This window comes from Pseudomonas sp. AL10 (genome assembly GCF_029960685.1).
GTDB classification, from domain to species: Bacteria; Pseudomonadota; Gammaproteobacteria; order Pseudomonadales; family Pseudomonadaceae; genus Aquipseudomonas; species Aquipseudomonas lactis.
Genome location: NZ_JASBQZ010000014.1, coordinates 32,003 through 49,028 on the forward strand (window position 1 = coordinate 32,003; position 17,026 = coordinate 49,028).

Annotated in this window: 17 protein-coding genes; 6 read left to right on the forward strand and 11 right to left on the reverse strand. The window is 57.9% G+C overall.

The genetic code is table 11. From position 1 onward, the window contains the following. The first annotated feature begins 14 nt into the window (after positions 1–14). A complete protein-coding gene (locus QK296_RS15290; RefSeq protein WP_150689101.1) occupies positions 15–1,214 on the forward strand; it encodes a M20 aminoacylase family protein in 1,200 nt (399 codons plus the stop codon). A gap of 69 nt (positions 1,215–1,283) precedes the next feature. Further along, positions 1,284–1,676 (forward strand): ACT domain-containing protein, encoded by a 393-nt coding sequence (locus QK296_RS15295; RefSeq protein ID WP_069787700.1) that lies wholly within the window; start codon positions 1,284–1,286, stop codon positions 1,674–1,676. A gap of 213 nt (positions 1,677–1,889) precedes the next feature. On the opposite strand, the gene QK296_RS15300 is transcribed toward QK296_RS15295, so the two are convergent. Beyond that, a complete protein-coding gene (locus QK296_RS15300; RefSeq protein ID WP_069787699.1) occupies positions 1,890–2,663 on the reverse strand; it encodes an SDR family oxidoreductase in 774 nt (257 codons plus the stop codon). Between the two features lie 60 nt (positions 2,664–2,723). After that, positions 2,724–3,605 carry an alpha/beta hydrolase gene (locus QK296_RS15305; RefSeq protein WP_069787698.1) on the reverse strand — a complete coding sequence of 294 codons (882 nt, stop codon included), beginning with the start codon at positions 3,603–3,605 and terminating at the stop codon, positions 2,724–2,726. Positions 3,606–3,688: 83 nt separating this feature from the next. Between QK296_RS15305 and QK296_RS15310 the strand changes: the two genes are divergently transcribed. Beyond that, positions 3,689–4,342 carry a TetR/AcrR family transcriptional regulator gene (locus QK296_RS15310; protein WP_069787697.1) on the forward strand — a complete coding sequence of 218 codons (654 nt, stop codon included), beginning with the start codon at positions 3,689–3,691 and terminating at the stop codon, positions 4,340–4,342. Here QK296_RS15310 and QK296_RS15315 read toward each other — a convergent pair. The 3 genes from QK296_RS15315 to QK296_RS15325 all read right to left on the reverse strand — a co-directional run bounded on the left by QK296_RS15315 (position 4,339) and on the right by QK296_RS15325 (position 6,499). Beyond that, the gene (locus QK296_RS15315) at positions 4,339–5,160 is read right to left on the reverse strand and encodes an AraC family transcriptional regulator (protein WP_108538426.1); all 822 of its coding nucleotides are present in this window, start codon (positions 5,158–5,160) and stop codon (positions 4,339–4,341) included. The genes QK296_RS15310 and QK296_RS15315 overlap by 4 nt on opposite strands. Then, the gene (locus tag QK296_RS15320; RefSeq protein ID WP_069787695.1) at positions 5,160–5,708 is read right to left on the reverse strand and encodes a YbhB/YbcL family Raf kinase inhibitor-like protein; all 549 of its coding nucleotides are present in this window, start codon (positions 5,706–5,708) and stop codon (positions 5,160–5,162) included. The genes QK296_RS15315 and QK296_RS15320 overlap by 1 nt, the downstream gene beginning before the upstream one ends. Positions 5,709–5,797: 89 nt before the next feature. Continuing rightward, positions 5,798–6,499 carry an FCD domain-containing protein gene (locus QK296_RS15325; protein ID WP_154847268.1) on the reverse strand — a complete coding sequence of 234 codons (702 nt, stop codon included), beginning with the start codon at positions 6,497–6,499 and terminating at the stop codon, positions 5,798–5,800. A 173-nt stretch (positions 6,500–6,672) separates the two neighbouring features. Here QK296_RS15325 and QK296_RS15330 point away from each other — a divergent pair, with 173 nt between their 5' ends. Continuing rightward, entirely contained in the window at positions 6,673–7,518 is an 846-nt protein-coding gene (locus tag QK296_RS15330) for a fumarylacetoacetate hydrolase family protein (RefSeq protein WP_282391065.1), read from the forward strand. 53 nt (positions 7,519–7,571) lie between these two features. On the opposite strand, the gene QK296_RS15335 is transcribed toward QK296_RS15330, so the two are convergent. The 4 genes from QK296_RS15335 to QK296_RS15350 form a co-directional block, all read right to left on the reverse strand. Beyond that, positions 7,572–8,303, reverse strand: a complete 732-nt coding sequence (locus QK296_RS15335) for an SDR family oxidoreductase (protein WP_069787692.1) — start codon at positions 8,301–8,303, stop codon at positions 7,572–7,574. A gap of 45 nt (positions 8,304–8,348) precedes the next feature. After that, positions 8,349–9,617: a carbohydrate porin gene (locus tag QK296_RS15340; protein WP_069787691.1), complete on the reverse strand. Its 1,269-nt coding sequence runs from the start codon at positions 9,615–9,617 to the stop codon at positions 8,349–8,351. 105 nt (positions 9,618–9,722) lie between these two features. After that, a complete protein-coding gene (locus QK296_RS15345; protein ID WP_069787690.1) occupies positions 9,723–10,973 on the reverse strand; it encodes an MFS transporter in 1,251 nt (416 codons plus the stop codon). Positions 10,974–10,996: 23 nt separating this feature from the next. After that, the gene (locus QK296_RS15350; RefSeq protein WP_053121222.1) at positions 10,997–11,530 is read right to left on the reverse strand and encodes a 2,4'-dihydroxyacetophenone dioxygenase family protein; all 534 of its coding nucleotides are present in this window, start codon (positions 11,528–11,530) and stop codon (positions 10,997–10,999) included. 240 nt (positions 11,531–11,770) lie between these two features. On the opposite strand from QK296_RS15350, the gene QK296_RS15355 reads away from it, so the two are divergent. Next, a complete protein-coding gene (locus QK296_RS15355; protein WP_069787689.1) occupies positions 11,771–12,745 on the forward strand; it encodes a helix-turn-helix domain-containing protein in 975 nt (324 codons plus the stop codon). A 16-nt stretch (positions 12,746–12,761) separates the two neighbouring features. Here the strand turns inward: QK296_RS15355 and QK296_RS15360 are convergent, their stop codons facing one another. Both QK296_RS15360 and QK296_RS15365 read right to left on the reverse strand, forming a co-directional pair. Then, positions 12,762–13,403, reverse strand: coding sequence for a response regulator transcription factor (locus tag QK296_RS15360; protein ID WP_069787688.1), 642 nt, complete (start codon positions 13,401–13,403; stop codon positions 12,762–12,764). 29 nt (positions 13,404–13,432) lie between these two features. Beyond that, entirely contained in the window at positions 13,433–14,800 is a 1,368-nt protein-coding gene (locus QK296_RS15365; RefSeq protein ID WP_069787687.1) for a cache domain-containing protein, read from the reverse strand. A 157-nt stretch (positions 14,801–14,957) separates the two neighbouring features. Here QK296_RS15365 and QK296_RS15370 point away from each other — a divergent pair, with 157 nt between their 5' ends. Further along, positions 14,958–17,015, forward strand: coding sequence for a carbon starvation CstA family protein (locus QK296_RS15370; protein ID WP_069787686.1), 2,058 nt, complete (start codon positions 14,958–14,960; stop codon positions 17,013–17,015). The last annotated feature ends 11 nt before the right edge of the window (positions 17,016–17,026 follow it).

Here is a 17,026-nt window from a genome sequence, read left to right on the forward strand (position 1 = left end):
ACCGGAGTGGCGCCATGAGCAACACACACTGGATCAACGTACCTGAAGCGATTTACGCCCTGAGGCGTGATATTCATCGGCACCCGGAGTTGGCCTTCGAGGAGCACAGGACTGCCGACCTCATCGCCCGTGCGCTTGAGTCGTGGGGGCTGACTGTGCACCGCGGGCTTGCGGGTACGGGCGTGGTGGGTATTTTGCGCTGCGGCACGAGCCCCAAGACTATCGGTTTGCGCGCGGACATGGACGCGCTGCCGGTGCAGGAACTCAACCGATTCGAGCATGCTTCCGCCCACCCCGGAAAAATGCACGCCTGCGGCCATGATGGGCATTGCGCAATGTTGTTGGCGGCGGCATACGAACTTGCACGCACCCGCCAACTGGACGGCACGCTGTATTTCATTTTTCAGCCTGCCGAGGAAAGTGACGCCGGGGCCAGGCGCATGATCGAAGACGGCCTTTTCGAACGGTTCCCCATGCAGGCGGTATTCGGAATGCATAACTGGCCCGGGCTGGCGGCCGGACAGTTTGCGGTGCATGCGGGCGCGATGATGGCGTCTGACACTGAGTTTCGTATGAAGGTGATCGGCAAAGGCGGTCACGCTGCGTTGCCACATCAGTGCATTGACCCTCTGCAGCCGTTAATGCACATTGCGCAGGCTTTGCAGAGCATCATTACGCGCAATCTGGATACCCAGGATCCTGCGGTTATTTCAGTGACGCACTTGCAGGCGGGGAGCCAGGAAAGCCTCACCGTGGTTCCCGATGAAGCCTGGCTGGGCGGTACGTTCAGAGCTTTTTCCCGCGAGGCCATGCACTTGATCGAGAGGCGCATGCGGGAGATCGCCGACAGTGTCGGGCAGGCGTTCGGCTGCCGTGTGGAAAGCGTGTTGAAGTCGGATTACCCGCCACTGATCAATCACCCTGGTGAGACACAGGTGTGCATCGAGGTATTACGCAAACTGGTCGGTGAAGGGCATGTCATTACCGACGGCAAGCCGACGATGGCCGCCGAAGACTTCGCCCACATGCTCGAACATACGCCCGGTTGTTATGTGTTCATCGGCAACGGCGAGGGTACGCATCGCGGTATCGGCCACGGTCCGGGGCCGTGTGTTCTGCACAATGCGAGTTTTGATTTCAACGACACTATTTTACCGATTGGAGCGACGTATTGGGTTCGCCTGGCTGAAACCTGGTTGCCGGTGGGTCCCTGAAAACCTTGGCGGCGACCACGCTGCAGCGTCGCCCGAATCAGCACTAAACCTTATCTATCTGGAGATTTTATGAAACTGGTCAAAAGCATTCGTCTGAAAGTCCTGCCCGAGCTTTACTCGATTTCCCGGCTGGACAGCAAAGACCCGATCCCTGCCTGGGCCGACGGTGACGGGTTCGTCAACATCGCGCGCTCCGCCGATGAACTGTCCATCGTCTGCCATCAGAGCCGCGTGCCCGAGGGCGTCAAAATTGACCGCGACTGGAATTGCATGCAGTTTGTCGGCCCCTTCGCGTTTGATGAGACCGGTATTGTGCTGTCAGTCGTGCGTCCTCTCACCGAAGCCGGTTTCGGTGTATTTGTCGTGTCGACGTTTGATGGCGACTTCCTGCTGCTCAAAGCCGACCTATTCGCGCAGGGGCTTGCCGTGCTCAACGAGGCGGGTCATCAAATTCTGGACTAAATAGGCCGACCGGGCTGGCGAAAGGCTTGATAACGATACGGCCAATCAGCCGGCCGTCGCGCTCCAGTTATTGGAGCAGCATGAGCAGATGCTGGATCACCAATAACTCTGGATGTTAGTCGGCTTACAACCCAGTCTGAATATAGTTGATGCGCTGATCTTGCCCGCCGCTGAAAGAGCATTTTGTAGAGCGTGTGCACCAATCGGTCGGAATCAATAGCCGCTCAGGTGTTTCATTGCGGCCCGCCGCACGGTGGCAGGCAGCAGCTTATTCATCGCGCGCAGCAGGCGAGGGCGCCAGGTGTCGACTTCCCAATGCACACGTCGCCGGTTCTGCACCGCTCGCCATAGCGTCTGGCTGACATCCTCGGCGGTGAGCCGAATGCCAATCGAGTCGACGATTTTTCCATGGGCCTCTTGCATCATCGGGGTTGCGACGAAATTGGGCATGATGTCGCAGACATAAATGCCGTGCCGTTCCCATTCAATATTGAGCGCTTCGGTGAAGCCTTTTACCCAAAACTTGCTCGCTGAATAGGAGGCTTCGCTGGGCACGCCGTATTCCGAGCTGAGCGAGCACATATTGATCAAGCAGGGACGCGAGCTTTTCTTCAGGTAGGGCAGCGCGTGATAGGCGCCTATTTGCACGCCTTTGACGTTGACTTCGGTGACGGCGAGGTGTTTTGCGAGTGGCACTTTTTCGAAATCATCTATAAAGGCGATCCCAGCGTTATTGACCAACACATCAATGACACCCTTATTTTCAGTCGCAAAATCGTGGAGTACGGCGGCAAAATCGTCGGCCTGAGTGACGTCCAGCCGGCGATAGAAATGCCCGGGGCCAAGTAGTGCCTTCAATGCTTGCAGGTCATGTTCATTGGCATCCGTCGCGCCTACTCGGTAGCCATGCTTGGCGAACATCAAAGCGGTTTGTGCGCCAATGCCCTTGGCGGCACCTGTCACGAATACGCTGGGTTTAGGGTTCATGGTCGTACCTTTCTTTGAATGCGGCGATGAAGGTTCAGGGGCAGGCGAGTGAAAGCGACGTCAGACGCGCCGCTTCAGAAATGAGATTTGCTGCTCAACCACTTGCTCGAAGGCGTCTCCCACATAAATGCCGAAATGCCCAGCTTGATATCGATGAATCTCGGCATCCCTGGCTTTTGTTGCATAACGGAGCGTCGGCGCGGCGGGTGCGACGCTGTCGGCATCGCACACGCAGAACAAGATGGGGCAGCGAAGGGTCGAGGCTTTCTTGCCCGGTCGGTAGAAACCAATCTTCAAGGCAAAGCGCGCGGACACGTAATTCTTGAAGGGGTAATCAGTTGGAACCAGTTTGAGGTATCCGGGCTCGGCATCGGGTGCCGTCATCAGTGCAGCGGAGCCCTTGGGGCCAGCAATTTTCACGCGCACCGGTGCCAGCCCAAAAGCCGCGCTTGCCATGTCCGCAATGCCTAAGGCGGTCAGTTTTAACGAGGTCAGGATGTCCACCTGCCTCAGCGAAGCAAGGCCGTCGGTGAACGGGCACTGCGCGATGACGGCTGCAATGGCGTTGTCAGCCGCTGCGGTATGCAATACATGCCCACCGCTGAAAGACGACCCCCACAGGATGACTTTTTGCGGATTCAACGCCGGGTGGCTACGGGCATAGGCGACCGCTGATCGCCAGTCCTGCTGCTGGCTCGGGATGTCGAGCAATTGCCGATGCTCGCCTTCGCTTGCGCCGAAGTTGCGGTAGTCGAAGACCAGGCAGGCATAGCCCGCTTCGCAGAATCGTTGCGCGAAGGCATCCAGGCGCATCTCCCGAACGCCGCCCAGGCCGTGCGCCATAACGATCACCGGCGGCGCCGACATGGCGTCGGGCAAATACAGCCACGCCGCGCAACACGCATTCGCGGACGCAAATGAAACATCCAGACGTTGAGACATGGCGGTATTCCTTGTTGTTTTTTTTGATGCTATTCCAATATTGGATGTGCTTACAATATTTATCCTTCATGTAGACTGTCACCATGACTAAAATCACATCCCCCACGCGTACCCAACGCAAGGCCCAGGCCACGCGGACGGCGATCATCGAGCATGCCGAAAGCTTGATTCTTGAGAGCGGCGCGACGGCGTTGACGCTTGAGATCGTCGCCGAACGCGCCGATGTTGCCGTCCAAACCATTTACAACCGAGTTGGCGGGCGTTCGGCGTTATTGATGGCTGTCGCAGAAAAAGCCTTTGAAGAAAACAGGGCGTACATGGACGCGGCCTATCGAACCCCAGGTACGCCTCTGGAGCGTCTGCAAGTCGCCGCCAACGGTTACTTCCGTTTCGCTATGGAGCGTCCGACGGCGTTTCGCTTGCTGGCGGATCCGCCGAATGATCCTGAAGCGCTCTTGCGGGTGAGCGAACTGGTCAGGCACCAGAACGGCAAAATGGAGGCAGCTATTACCGATGGTATTGCGGATGGTTCGATTGACCCAGGCGTGGACGCCCACCTTGCAACCACCTCGTTGTGGGCAGCGGCCAATGGCATCCTGAGCTTGGCGTGGCGCGCGGATTCAGCGCCGATCGAGGCGCAAATGATGGAACGTCTGTGGGCGCAGTGGATGGCCATTGTGATAAAGGGGCTGTACCCAAAAGTCGTAAGGGGCCGGAGTGTTTTTCTGCTTGATTAGCGCCGATGACCCCGAACCGCCGTGGGTGCAAACCCGAACCGGTCACGGAAGCGCACAGCAAATTGCGAGGGCGTCTGATAGCCCACGCACAGCGCTATTTGCATGACCGTCTGGGCGGAAGATTGCAGCAGCTGCAGGGCGAAGGTCATGCGTGCATCGATCAATAAGCTGCTGAAGGTGGTGCCTTCTTCCGCCAGTCTGCGCCGCAGCGTGGCCTCGCTGAGTGCAAACGCAGACGCAACGGCGTGAGCGCTCCAGTCGTTAGCCAGGTCGCTGGCGATGAGCCGCCTTACTTTAATCGCCATTGTCGGCAGCCGGGACTGTTCGAGTCGTCCGCCATTCACGCCAATCCACGCCAACAATTCTTGTAGTCGGTGCCGGGCGATCAGGCTTGGCAGTGTGCTGTCTTCTATTGCCTCAATCGCACGTTGAAACGCTGCGGCAAAATGCACCGTATCGCGGGTAATGGGCTGGGCGTATTGAATGACCGCCAAATGCGCATGTGCTTCGGCGGTGGCTTCGATCAACGTCTCGTCCCACACCAGCCAGTGGGCTCGGTAGCTGCCGTCCTGCGCCAACCTGTTGGTGATATCCAGGGATTGGCCACCCGCCACCGCAATCGCTTCGCCTGGCTGGATGACGTACTCGCCACCCGCCCACCGCACGCTTTTAGAACCCCGCTCCACGTAGATCAAGAGGGGGTTCTCAATATACAAACGCTTGAACTCCAGGTTTTCCTGCTGAAGTACGATGCCTGCCGTACCGACGCCAGGCCGATGAGTGATGCGCAGCGCATCGTAAGCGTTTGTCGGTGACATCAGCGGCCGCCTTGTGCCGTGAGCGTGGCTTTGCCAAGCGAACTGCCGGGCAGCATGAAACCCAGCATTGCGGGTGTGACGGTCGGCGGTAATGTCACCTTATCGACGTTCATAGCGTATACGGTGATCACGTAATTGTGCGTCTGCCCTGCTGGAGGGCAGGTGCCGAGATAGCCTGGCATACCACTGTCACCGCGAACCTGCAGCGTACCGTCGGGCAATTTTCCGCCTGCGCTACCCGCGCCTTCCTTCAATTCACTGACCGTTGCAGGTACGTTCGCCAACACCCAATGCCACCAGCCTGACCCGGTTGGCGCGTCGGGATCGTACATCGTCACGACAAAGCTTTTGGTGCCTTGCGGGGCACCGCTCCAGGACAATTGCGGGGAGAGATTCTTGCCGCTGCAGCCGAATACGTTGGCGAATTGGCGTTGTTGAAAATGCCCATCCAGGATGCTGGTGCTTTGTACTGCGAACGTTTGAGCGTGTGCGCCAGTTGCGATCAGCGACAGCGCTAGAACGCCTGCGGCTAACAATGATTTATGCATACCGATTTCCTCTTGGGTTGGAGAGGAGAGTGTGGGGCGCAAGCGGCACTAAGACTGTTTGCTATCGCTCGATTTTCATCGCCATCCAGTCAATTTGACTGAGTCGAACGCCCCGTCACTTCGGGAGTGACGCGCAGGCCTTCAATCAGTAGGGCAGAGGTGGTCTGGATGTGTTGCTTCAGCAGTTCGCTGGCCTTGGAGGCATCTTTGGCCAGAGCCGCCTCGAATAGCGCTTGGTGTTCATGACCGATATCCCTTTGTTCGGCAGCCATGGCGATTGACATTGCGCGGTAGCGCGCCGTCTGCTCGAACAACATCGAGCGAATTCGCAAGAGCCAGGTGTTCGGGCAAGCACCAACCAGGGCCTCATGAAACGCCGCATGCGCTGACGTCCAAGCATCAGCATCAGCGTGATCGCCATCGTGTGGCTCTTCAAGCCGTGAAAGGCGGTGATGGGCCGAGACCAATGTCGCCTCCCACGCAAGATTGCCGTGTTCCAGAGAATGGCGCAGGCAGCTCGTTTCTATCTCAATGCGGGCCAATGTGAGGTCATTCAGATCGGCCAGCGAAACGGCACAAACGCGAAAGCCTTTTTGTGGCTCTGCCAACACCAGGTCTTCGGCGACCAGCCGTGACAGGGCTTCCCTCACTGCTCCGGCACTAGCCTGGTAGCGCTCGGCCAAAGCCTTCAGGTTGACTCGGTCTCCGGGGCGCAAAACGCAGGACAGGACATCTTTGCGCAGACGCTCATAGGTGGCCTGGGTGAGGCTTTGAGCGGAGCGTTCAAGCATGGAAGAATTCCTTTAATAAAAATATATTGTGTTGCAAAAAATATATTTTATGCCATAGAATGAATTTGTTCAAACGGGTCTGCCTGATCTCTTTCGCGCCGGCTTCCTGGGCCTGAATATCGCCCGCGATTTCGTGGCTTTACCTGAGTAAATAGACAACATTCGAGGTAGGTATGAAGCTGTGTCGTTTTGGGCCGCAGGGGCAGGAGCGCCCCGGTGTGATAGATGCTGCAGGTCGCGTGCGCGATCTCTCTGCACATGTCACCGACATCAATGCGACGGTGCTTGCGCCGTCGGCGCTGGCTGAATTGTCGAAGCTTGATGTCGCACAGTTACCGCTGGTCGAGGAGGGGGTTCGTTATGGCGTCCCCGTCGCCCAGGTGCGCAAATTCATCGCAATCGGCCTTAATTATCGCGACCATGCCGAAGAGGCCGGCATGTCGATTCCTGTCGAGCCCATCATCTTTCATAAGGCGATCAGTTGCCTGAACGGCCCTGATGATGACCTCCTGCAACCGCGCGACGCCTCGCGGATGGACTGGGAGCTGGAACTGGGCGTGGTGATCGGCAGTGAAGCCAAGTACGTGTCCGAAGCCGAGGCGCTGAACTACGTTGCGGGCTACTGCGTGGTCAACGATGTATCGGAGCGGGCATTTCAGACGCAAAGTTCGCAATGGGACAAGGGCAAGGGCTGTGACACGTTCGGCCCGATCGGGCCTTGGCTGGTGACCCGGGATGAGGTACCCGATCCGCAAAACCTGGACATGTGGCTGGAGGTCAATGGTGAGCGACGCCAGACTGGGAACTCGAAAACCATGATTTTTTCCGTTGCACAAATCGTGGCGTATTGCAGCCGCTACATGACATTGCAGCCGGGTGATGTGATCTGTACGGGTACGCCACCGGGTGTGGGAATGGGCATGAAGCCGCTGCCGCAATGGCTGTCACCGGGTGATGAAATCCACCTGTGGATTGACGGCCTCGGCGAACAACGGCAAAAGGTCGTGTCAGCCGTTTAGAACAGAGAGTAAAACGCGCCTGACAGCAGGCGCGTTTTGAGTGGCCGTTGATTTCAGATTGCTGTAGTGAGATACCCTCCATCAACTGGCAAAATCACACCGTTCACAAACGACGCCGCATCCGACGCCAAAAACGCTATGACTTTGGCGACCTCTTCAGCACTGCCAAATCGCTTCATAGGCGTGCGGGACAGCAACCGGTCGATTCTCGGCTGATCATCGATTTTTGCCAGTAATGGGGTGGTTATCCATCCCGGTGCGACGGCATTTACGCGGATTTTGTCAGGGGCGTAGGCCTCCGCCAGGGATTTCGTAATTTGTACGATCGCCCCCTTTGCCGCCGAGTACGCCACCAGTTTTCCACCGCCAAAGTAAGAAAACATCGACGCGATGTTAATGACCGACCCACCTTGCTTGGCGAGCAACGGATGCGCCAGGTTGATAAGACGGTAGACGGCGTTGAGCTGAACCGACAACACCTGGTTGAAGGCCTCCCACTCCATCTCCTTTTCCCCCAGGGTGCCACCCGCGGCGGGGACCAGAATATCGAGGCGATCAAGGCTTTGGATGACAGCTTTGAGCGCGTCATCATCGGTGACGTTAACCTCGCGAAGATCGAGCTCAACCCCGTCGGCGACGATTGTCGCGTTGGCGCCCAAGCCGATAGCCACCACCTTGGCGCCATGCCGGGCCAGATACTCGGCGGTCGCCTGGCCAATCCCGGAGGTCCCGCCGCTGACGAGCGCGACCTTACCTTCAAATAGCGTGCTGCTGAATACGGTCATTGTTACCTCATGGAGTCAGTTAAGCGTTTCATTCAAGGCATGGGCTTACAGGCCCAGTGCTGAACCCACATCCAGCGTCACTTGCAGACCCACCACAAACCCGTTGTTGCTCAATTGCGTTGCGCCCGGGTTGTAGAAATTGTCCGGGTTGATGATGTACTGGATGCTGGGTTCGATAGCCAGGTTGCGGGTCAAGGCAAAATGGCCGTTGGCTTCCACTGCGTACACATTGCGCTCGCCCAATTCAGGATCGCCATCGGCTGCCATGCGCATGCGTTGTTGGAATTGCAACTGGTGGGAGTTGACTTGCAAGTAGCTGGTTTTGAGATTGAGCTTGTCTTGCGCCCGGTCAAAGGGCGCAAGGTAGGTCAACCCCGCTTCGGCGAAGTGGCTGAAGGGTTGTTTGTTGTCGGCCGCTGCCGACAGCGAGCCGAACACCTGCAAGCCTTGCTGCCCGCCGCGCCATAGCGTCTGGCGGAACTTGAAAAAACCGCCGGCAGTGCCGTAGTCGCTGGCACCCGTCAACGGATCGACCTGTTTGGAGGAGTTGAAGTACGCGTTCAGTTCGTACTGGGTGGTGTCATTGCCAGGCTTGCTGCCAATGCCTACCAGAAAGCTGGTGCCACTCGCGTCGTCGGTGCTGAAGTCCAGGCCTTTGCGCTTTTTCAGGTAGTCCATCGGGTTCGATTCGAACGCCCCTGCGTGCACGTAAAGACTGGGGTTCACTTGATACTTCAGGTAGCCACCCCAGGCGCCGAAGGGCAGCGGCAACATGCCGCTTGAAGCGTCCAGGATCGGGTCGGTGCAGGTGACCCCCGTTTCGCAGTTATAGATGTAGAAGTACCGCCGGCCATTGGTCCGTCCGACGTGCAGGTCGAGCTGACCATCGAGCCATTTTTGCTCATAGGTCAACAGGCTCAACTGATTGCTGGTGATGTCATTGTGCAAAGGAGCACCGGCAAAATAGCTGCCGGCGGCTCCTTGCCATTTGCCAGCGGTCGGCTGCCCCGTGCCTTTATCGAGGATAAAGACGGTTTGTTCAAAATGCAGGGCTGCGCCATTCAGGCCATCGAACGTGGCAAGGTTTACGTCTGCACCGATGTACAGGTCACCGCTGTTGCCGAAGCTGTAGGGGCGTGGGCCGGTGTCGAGGTTTTTCATCGACAGGCTTGTGAATTGCACATGGGGCTGGATGCCGTAGTTGACCAGTTGCTCGCCCAGGCCGGCCAGTGGACCTTCGCGGTCCTGTGCCCAGGCTTGGGGATAGGTAAACGCCAGGAATAAAAACGCGCACAAACGGAGGGTAGGGTTCATGTCAGGGACTCATTGTTATTGTTATTGTTGTTGTGATGAGCAAGTGAAGCGGCGTGTTGATCTCTGATCACACACGCGCTATGCAGGGTGACGTCGACCGGTTGTTTACAGTGAATGCCCTTGGGCTACCGAGGGTGCACGCGATCTGCGTTGCAGCACGGAGGGCGCGGTTTCCTTGAGCAGCAGGGACAGTCCAGCTGCCAGCAAGGCGCCGCCGCAGGAAATCCACATCACAATCGACAGCCCGAATTGATCGGCGGCAAAGCCTGCGACGGTAGGCGCCACGAACCCTCCTACCAGTTCGCCAACGCCCATGATCATGCCTAGCGCCGTGGCCATGACTTCACGCGGGACGGTTTCAGCCGGAATGGTGGACATGAACAGCGTGAAGCAACCAAGCCCGGTGTAGGTGAGCACCATCAGCACCCCGAGCACCATCGGTGAGGGCGCGTATAGCAACGCTATCGGGCAGCAGGCGGCAATCAGCGAGAACAGCACCAGCGTCGGCCGGCGGCCGATGCGGTCGGAAATGCTGGGCACCACAAATCCCCATACGACCCAGGCCGCGCCCAGGCAACTCATGATCGCACCCATGCTTGGCGCGCTGTAGCCGCGCACACTGACCAGAAACGTTGGGGTAAAGGAGATCAGGATGACGAACCAGGTTAAAAACACACAACTGATCAAGGTGCACAGCACGATATTGCGGCTCTTGAGCAATTCCAGACGATTCGCCGAAGGCTTGGCATTACTCACTTGAGCCCGGCGGGGGGCATCCTGACGCACGTAACGCCAGATGAGCCATGCGATCAGGAGTCCGGGCAGCAGCGACACAATGAACGCATGCCGCCAGCCATAGGCCTCGGCCAGGGCAATCAACACCGGAGGGCCGATCACCGCGCCAAACAGACCCGCGGCCGAACCTTGCAGCAACCCCATGTTCAGGCCCCGCCGGTGCGGCGATGACGCCTCGACCATCATTGATTGGGACAACGGCAGGATGGGCCCCTCGGCCAACCCCATGAGGCCGCGGAACAGCAACAGGCTCAGGAATCCTGAGACCAGCCCCGAGAGGGCCGAACAAAGGGAGAACAGGATCACCGCCGCAATCAGCAGCGGTTTACGCACCCCTCGGCGATCTGACCACGCGCCGATCAGCGTGCCTGAAACCGCCCAGGCCAAGGCCAGCACTGAAGACAACATGCCGAGGTGGCTGTTGCTCAGTTGCAGGTCTTCAGCCATGAACGGAAACAGGAACGACAGCGCCAGACGGTCGAAAAACACCAAACCAAACGTCAGGAACAACACACAGAGCAGGGTATTTTCGTAGCTGGCTTTATTATTTTTGTGAGCCATGGTGGTACTCCGTAGTACGGGGTTTAACGGAACAGACGGTCCACTGCGTCAGCGCCCAGGCCGACCTTTTCGTAATGTTCACGGCACAGGGCAATGTAGGAGTGCACGTCGAAATAGCCGGTGGACTCGCCTTGATCGTCGAGCCAGATCAACGGCCCCTTGACGATGAAGAACACACGCATGGGTTCCTCGTGTTCATACGCTACGAGGGTGTGACCCTCGCCGGGCGTCTCATAGACGAAGTCGCCGGCTGTGGCGGTCCACTCATGTTCCAGGTAGCCCCACTTGCCCGAAAGCGTGTAGGCGAACACTTCGTGTGGGTGGTAATGGCGATTGACCAGGCCGGCACGGCTGGACATCAAGATGTCGCACCAGCGGTTTTCGCTGGGAGAGATCCATAAGGGGCGTGAAGAAACGGTTTCGGTAAAAGGCACGTAGAGCCGCAAATCATCACTGGCGGCATTCGGCAGGTAAACCTCAGGCTTGGCGTCGGGCTTGAAACAGTTGGCGATGGGCTGCAGGTCTTTCCAAAATTCGTTACGGGCTAATTCGGGCATGTTGGGCCTCTGATTGTTGGAATACAGGGGCCACTCTAGGGCGAAAAGGGCGCTTCGGTTTGATTGAAACTGACGTGATTGTTGTCCGTATCGGACAGGTTTTTCAGTTCGTCGGTCGTTGTGGTTTTGTATCGGCTATTGATTGACAGTGTGCTTCGGGCGGCGGTTAATGGGGCTCTGCAGGCCCCTTGATCCGCCTTGCGCGGGGCCCGGCAGTCAATAAAAACGAGAATAATAAAAATGACTCGATCCACCCCCTTGCTCGATACCCAGCGCGCCAGTACGGACGGCCTACCCCTGGATCAACGCGTGGCGTTCTGGGAGCAGTACAACGCGTCGACACTGGTCGGTCTGAAATGCTCTTCCTTCAGCGAAACCGGGTTCAGCGCGCGGGAGGACAACTTGAGCCTGGATCGTCTGCGGGTGGCCCATATTACCGGTAACCAACACGTCATTGAACGCGATGGTTCAATGATTCGCACGGTGCCCAAAGAGTCGGTGTTCGTATCGCTGGTCATGGGCAGTGCGTCGTTTTTCTTTCAGAACGGCAACTGTCACTTGCTGGAGCCGGGCGAGATGATGGTGTATCGCACCGACAAGCCCTATTTGTTCGGTTTCTCCGGCTCGATGCACAAATTCATCTTCGATGTCCCTCAGGACGTGTTTGCCTCCCGCTGTCTGCGCCGCTTTGACAATGCAGTCAAGATCAGCGCACACACCGGCACCCAACGGTTACTGCTGCGCACGTTGAGTGAACGCACCGGCGGCTTTTTCGAGCAGCCGCTCAGTCAGGGTGCAGACAGCTATCAAGACGACGCCCTTGAACTGTTGGGCACTATCATTGCGGGCCAGATGGGCAACCGACGCATCAACGCGCTCAGTGCGTCCTACTTGCTGGCCGCAAAACAATGCATCCTCGAGCAACTGGCCGACCCTGCATTGAGCTGTGAGCGGGTGGCGGCGCAAACCGGCGTTTCCACTCGGCACCTGACCCGGTTATTTGCCCTGGAAGACACACAACCCCAGCGTTTTATTCTGGAAAAGCGCTTGCAGGGGGCATTCCGGCTGCTGAGCGCAGCGCAGGGGCGGGGACTGGATATCGCCGAGGTTGCTTACCGTCATGGGTTCACCAGCCAGGCGCATTTCGCCAGGGCCTTCAAGGCGCGCTATGGGCGTACCCCCAGCGATGTGCGCGCATCGGTGCAGGGCCTGTAGCGCCACGCTGCGGCGTTCATTCTCGACTGCGCGAAACGAGCCCGTGATCCAGCGCGTATTTCGCCAGGGCCGCTGGTTTGTCGATGTTGAGTTTGCGCCGAATACTGAGCCGATGGGTTTCAACGGTGCGCACGCTGATGTCCAGGTCGCGGGCCATCTCTTTGTTGTTCATGCCTTGGACCATCTTGTACAACACCTCGCTTTCGCGAGGGGTCAGTTCTTTGTCGGTGTCCTTGTCGGCGATGAGCTTTTGCGCGATGTCCGCACTGTAAAAGGTGCCGCCACTGGCGATGGCTTCAATGGCCGCGATGATTTCCCGCGAGGGAGAGTTTTTCAGCACGTAACCACTGGCGCCACAGCGGATGGATTCGCTCACGTACTCGAAATTGTCGTACATGCTGAGCATCAGAATCTTGGGTGCGGGCGAATGCTGTTTGAGCCGGCGGGTCAGTTCAAGGCCATTCATGTCCTTCAAACCAATGTCCACCAGCAACAGATCCGGCTGGCACTGTTCGACCAGGTTGAGCGCCTCGTGCCCGTTCTCGGCTTCGCCAATCACCTCGATGGTATCCACAAGGGCGAGCAATGCCTTAATGCCGTCGCGAACCAGCGAATGGTCGTCGACCAATCCAATACGTATGCGACCTGGCACTTTCATCGACGTGTTCTTCCTGTTGAGTGGCGTTATCAAACGGCATTTTTGCCAGTTTTTTTGATCGGTAACAGGACGTCCAACATGGTCCTGCCCGGTGTTGAAGTTAGCTGTAGCTGCCCCTCCAAATGCTCGACGCGCTCGCGGATATTGCGCAGGCCAATGCCGTTGTGGCTGCGTAGCACCTGGAGAACGTTGAACCCGACACCGTCATCGACAATCGTCAACCTCAATCCCTGATCAGTCGCCAGCAGCGTGATCGAGACATGCGTGGCGCGGGCATGACGCTCAATATTCATCAAGGCCTCCTGAAGTATCCGAAACACTGAATCTGCCGCTCCTTCCGGCAATGGGTTATCGACACCCTCGCACTGACAGTTCACCTTCAGGCCGCTGCGTTGTTCAAACTCACTGGCGAGCTGACCGATGGCCGCCGGCAGGCCCAAGGTGTCCAGCAGTGACGAGCGAAGGTCATGGGAAATGTTGCGCACTTCACCAATGGCATTACCCAGTCGTTGCGTGGCTTTTTTGAGAATGACCAGGCCCTTGCTCTGCTCTGGTCCCTCAAACACGTGAGTGGCCAGTTCGAACTGGAATTTGATCGAGACCAGAAGCTGACTGATCCCATCGTGCAACTCGCGGGAAACGCGGGCACGCTCTTCTTCCTGCAGGCTGACGATACGCCTGTTCAGGCGTTGCAGCTTTTTGTCGGCCAGGCGGTGTTCACTGACGTTAAGCGTCATACCGCTGGCGAATACCAGCAGCACCGCCACCAACGCTACGGCGGCAATGGCCAGCATGGTTTTGCGGATGCCCTGGGCCACTTCATCGCGTGCCTGCTGAGTGGCGCGCTCGACGTCCTCCAGATAGATACCGGTGCCGAGCATCCAGCCCCAGCGGTCGAGCATGACCACATAAGCGAGCTTATCGGTTACCTGGCCGGAGGAGGGCTTGTTCCAGGCGTAACGCTGAAAACCTTCGCCGGATCGGGCGCTTTTGAACAGAGCCTGGATGACGGGCAACCCGTGCGGATCTTTCATCTCCCACAGGTACTGCCCCACCAACTCCGACTGACGCGCATGCATCAGGCTGCGGCCCTCGCGGTCGTAAACGAAGAAGTAGCCGTTGATGCCAAAGCTCAGCTTGCGCAGCTCTTCGAGTACTTGGCGCTGCGCCTGCTCGTTGCCCGCGCCATCGTTATACAGCGGCGCGATCAGACTTTGCGCCATGGCGACGTAGTTTTTCAGTTCTGCGCGTTTGCTGGCCAGGATGCTGTCTTCAATCAGGCGCGCTTGTTGGTCACCTAACTGGTTATTCAAGGAAATAACTAGCGCGCATATAACCGCGATGGCCAACACTAACGGCAGTATCCCGAGTGCGACGATTTTATGTTTGAGTTGCATCGCGACTCCCGTGCGTCTCAGTAGAACTACGTAGACGCCTGCGTAGTAGTGCGGATGTATTTGTTATCGGTGTGCGCGGATATTAGCCAGCGCCGCGTAGCGGACACAATTATAAAAATTATCGTCGCAGCTCAATGGCTGTGACAGGAGACACGCAATGAACCGTCTGGCTAAACATCTCGCCTGGTTTGCCGTGGCTGTCCTGGGTGCGTTTGCGCTGAGTGTTGTGGCCTTGCGCCGCGGCGAAGCGATCAACGCACTGTGGATCGTCGTCGCGGCAGTCGCTATCTATCTGGTTGCCTACCGTTACTACAGCCTGTTTATCGCCAACAAGGTGATGCAGCTCGATCCCGGTCGCGCCACCCCTGCCGTGGTGAACAACGATGGCCTGGACTTCGTACCCACTAATAAACATGTGCTGTTCGGTCACCACTTCGCAGCGATTGCTGGCGCAGGCCCGTTGGTTGGTCCGGTGCTGGCGGCGCAGATGGGTTATCTGCCTGGCACGCTGTGGCTGATCGCCGGTGTGGTGCTGGCCGGTGCGGTGCAGGACTTTATGGTGCTGTTCATGTCGACACGGCGCAATGGCCGTTCGCTGGGCGACATGGTACGTGAAGAAATGGGCCGTATTCCTGGCACCATCGCCTTGTTCGGCTGTTTCCTGATCATGATCATCATCCTCGCGGTGCTGGCGCTGATCGTGGTCAAAGCCCTGGCCGAGAGCCCTTGGGGCATCTTCACGGTAATGGCGACCATCCCTATTGCGATGTTCATGGGCATCTACATGCGCTACATCCGCCCGGGTCGCATCGGTGAAATCTCTGTGATCGGCGTGGCGTTGCTGCTGGGTTCAATCTGGCTGGGCGGGCAGATTGCCGCTGATCCGGTCTGGGCCAAGGCCTTTACCTTCACCGGCATCCAAATTACCTGGATGCTGATAGGTTACGGCTTCGTCGCCGCAGTACTGCCGGTGTGGTTGATCCTGGCGCCGCGTGACTACCTGTCGACGTTCCTGAAGATCGGCACCATTGTGGCGTTGGCGATCGGCATCTTGGTCACAATGCCTGATTTGAAAATGCCGGCGTTGACGCAGTTTACCGACGGTACCGGCCCAGTGTGGAAGGGCGGCCTGTTCCCGTTCCTGTTTATCACTATCGCGTGTGGTGCGGTTTCCGGTTTTCATGCGCTGATTGCCTCGGGTACCACGCCCAAGTTGCTCGCCAGCGAAGGGCATTCCCGTTACATCGGCTACGGCGCCATGTTGATGGAGTCGTTCGTGGCGATCATGGCGATGGTTGCGGCATCGGTCATCGAGCCTGGCGTCTATTTCGCCATGAACAGTCCGGCCGCCGTGGTGGGTGCTGATGCGGTAACCGTCGCGCAAACGATCAGTAGCTGGGGCTTTGCGATCACGCCGGAAGCATTGCAGGCGGTCGCCCATGACATCGGTGAAACTACGATTCTGGCCAGAGCCGGCGGCGCGCCGACGTTGGCTGTCGGCATCGCGCAGATCCTGCACCAGCTGTTGCCGGGTGAAAATACCATGGCGTTCTGGTACCACTTTGCAATCCTTTTCGAAGCGCTGTTCATCCTGACCGCCGTCGACGCGGGCACCCGTGCCGGTCGCTTCATGCTGCAAGATCTGCTGGGTTCCTTCGTGCCGGCGCTCAAGCGTACCGAGTCCTGGACCGCTAACCTGATCGCGACTGCCGGTTGTGTGGCAATGTGGGGTTACCTGCTGTACCAAGGTGTGATCGACCCGCTGGGTGGCATCAACACCTTGTGGCCGCTGTTCGGTATCTCCAACCAAATGCTGGCGGGTATCGCGCTGATGCTGGCGACGGTGGTGCTGATCAAAATGAAGCGCCAACGCTATATCTGGGTGACCATGCTGCCAGCGGTGTGGCTGCTGATCTGCACCACTACGGCGGGCTTCATCAAGTTGTTCGACGCCAACCCCGCGATCGGCTTCCTGGCCCTGGCCAGAAAATACAGCGATGCGGTTGCCAATGGGCAGGTACTGGCACCGGCTAAAAGCCTGGATCAGATGCAGCACGTGATCTACAACGCTTATACCAACGCGACGTTGACCGCGCTGTTCCTGGCGGTGGTGTTCAGTATCCTGTTCTTTGCACTCAAGGTAGGTATTGCTGCATGGGGCACGAAGGAACGCACCGACAGGGAAGCTCCTTATCAGCCTGTGCCGGATGCATGACGGGAGCGCGC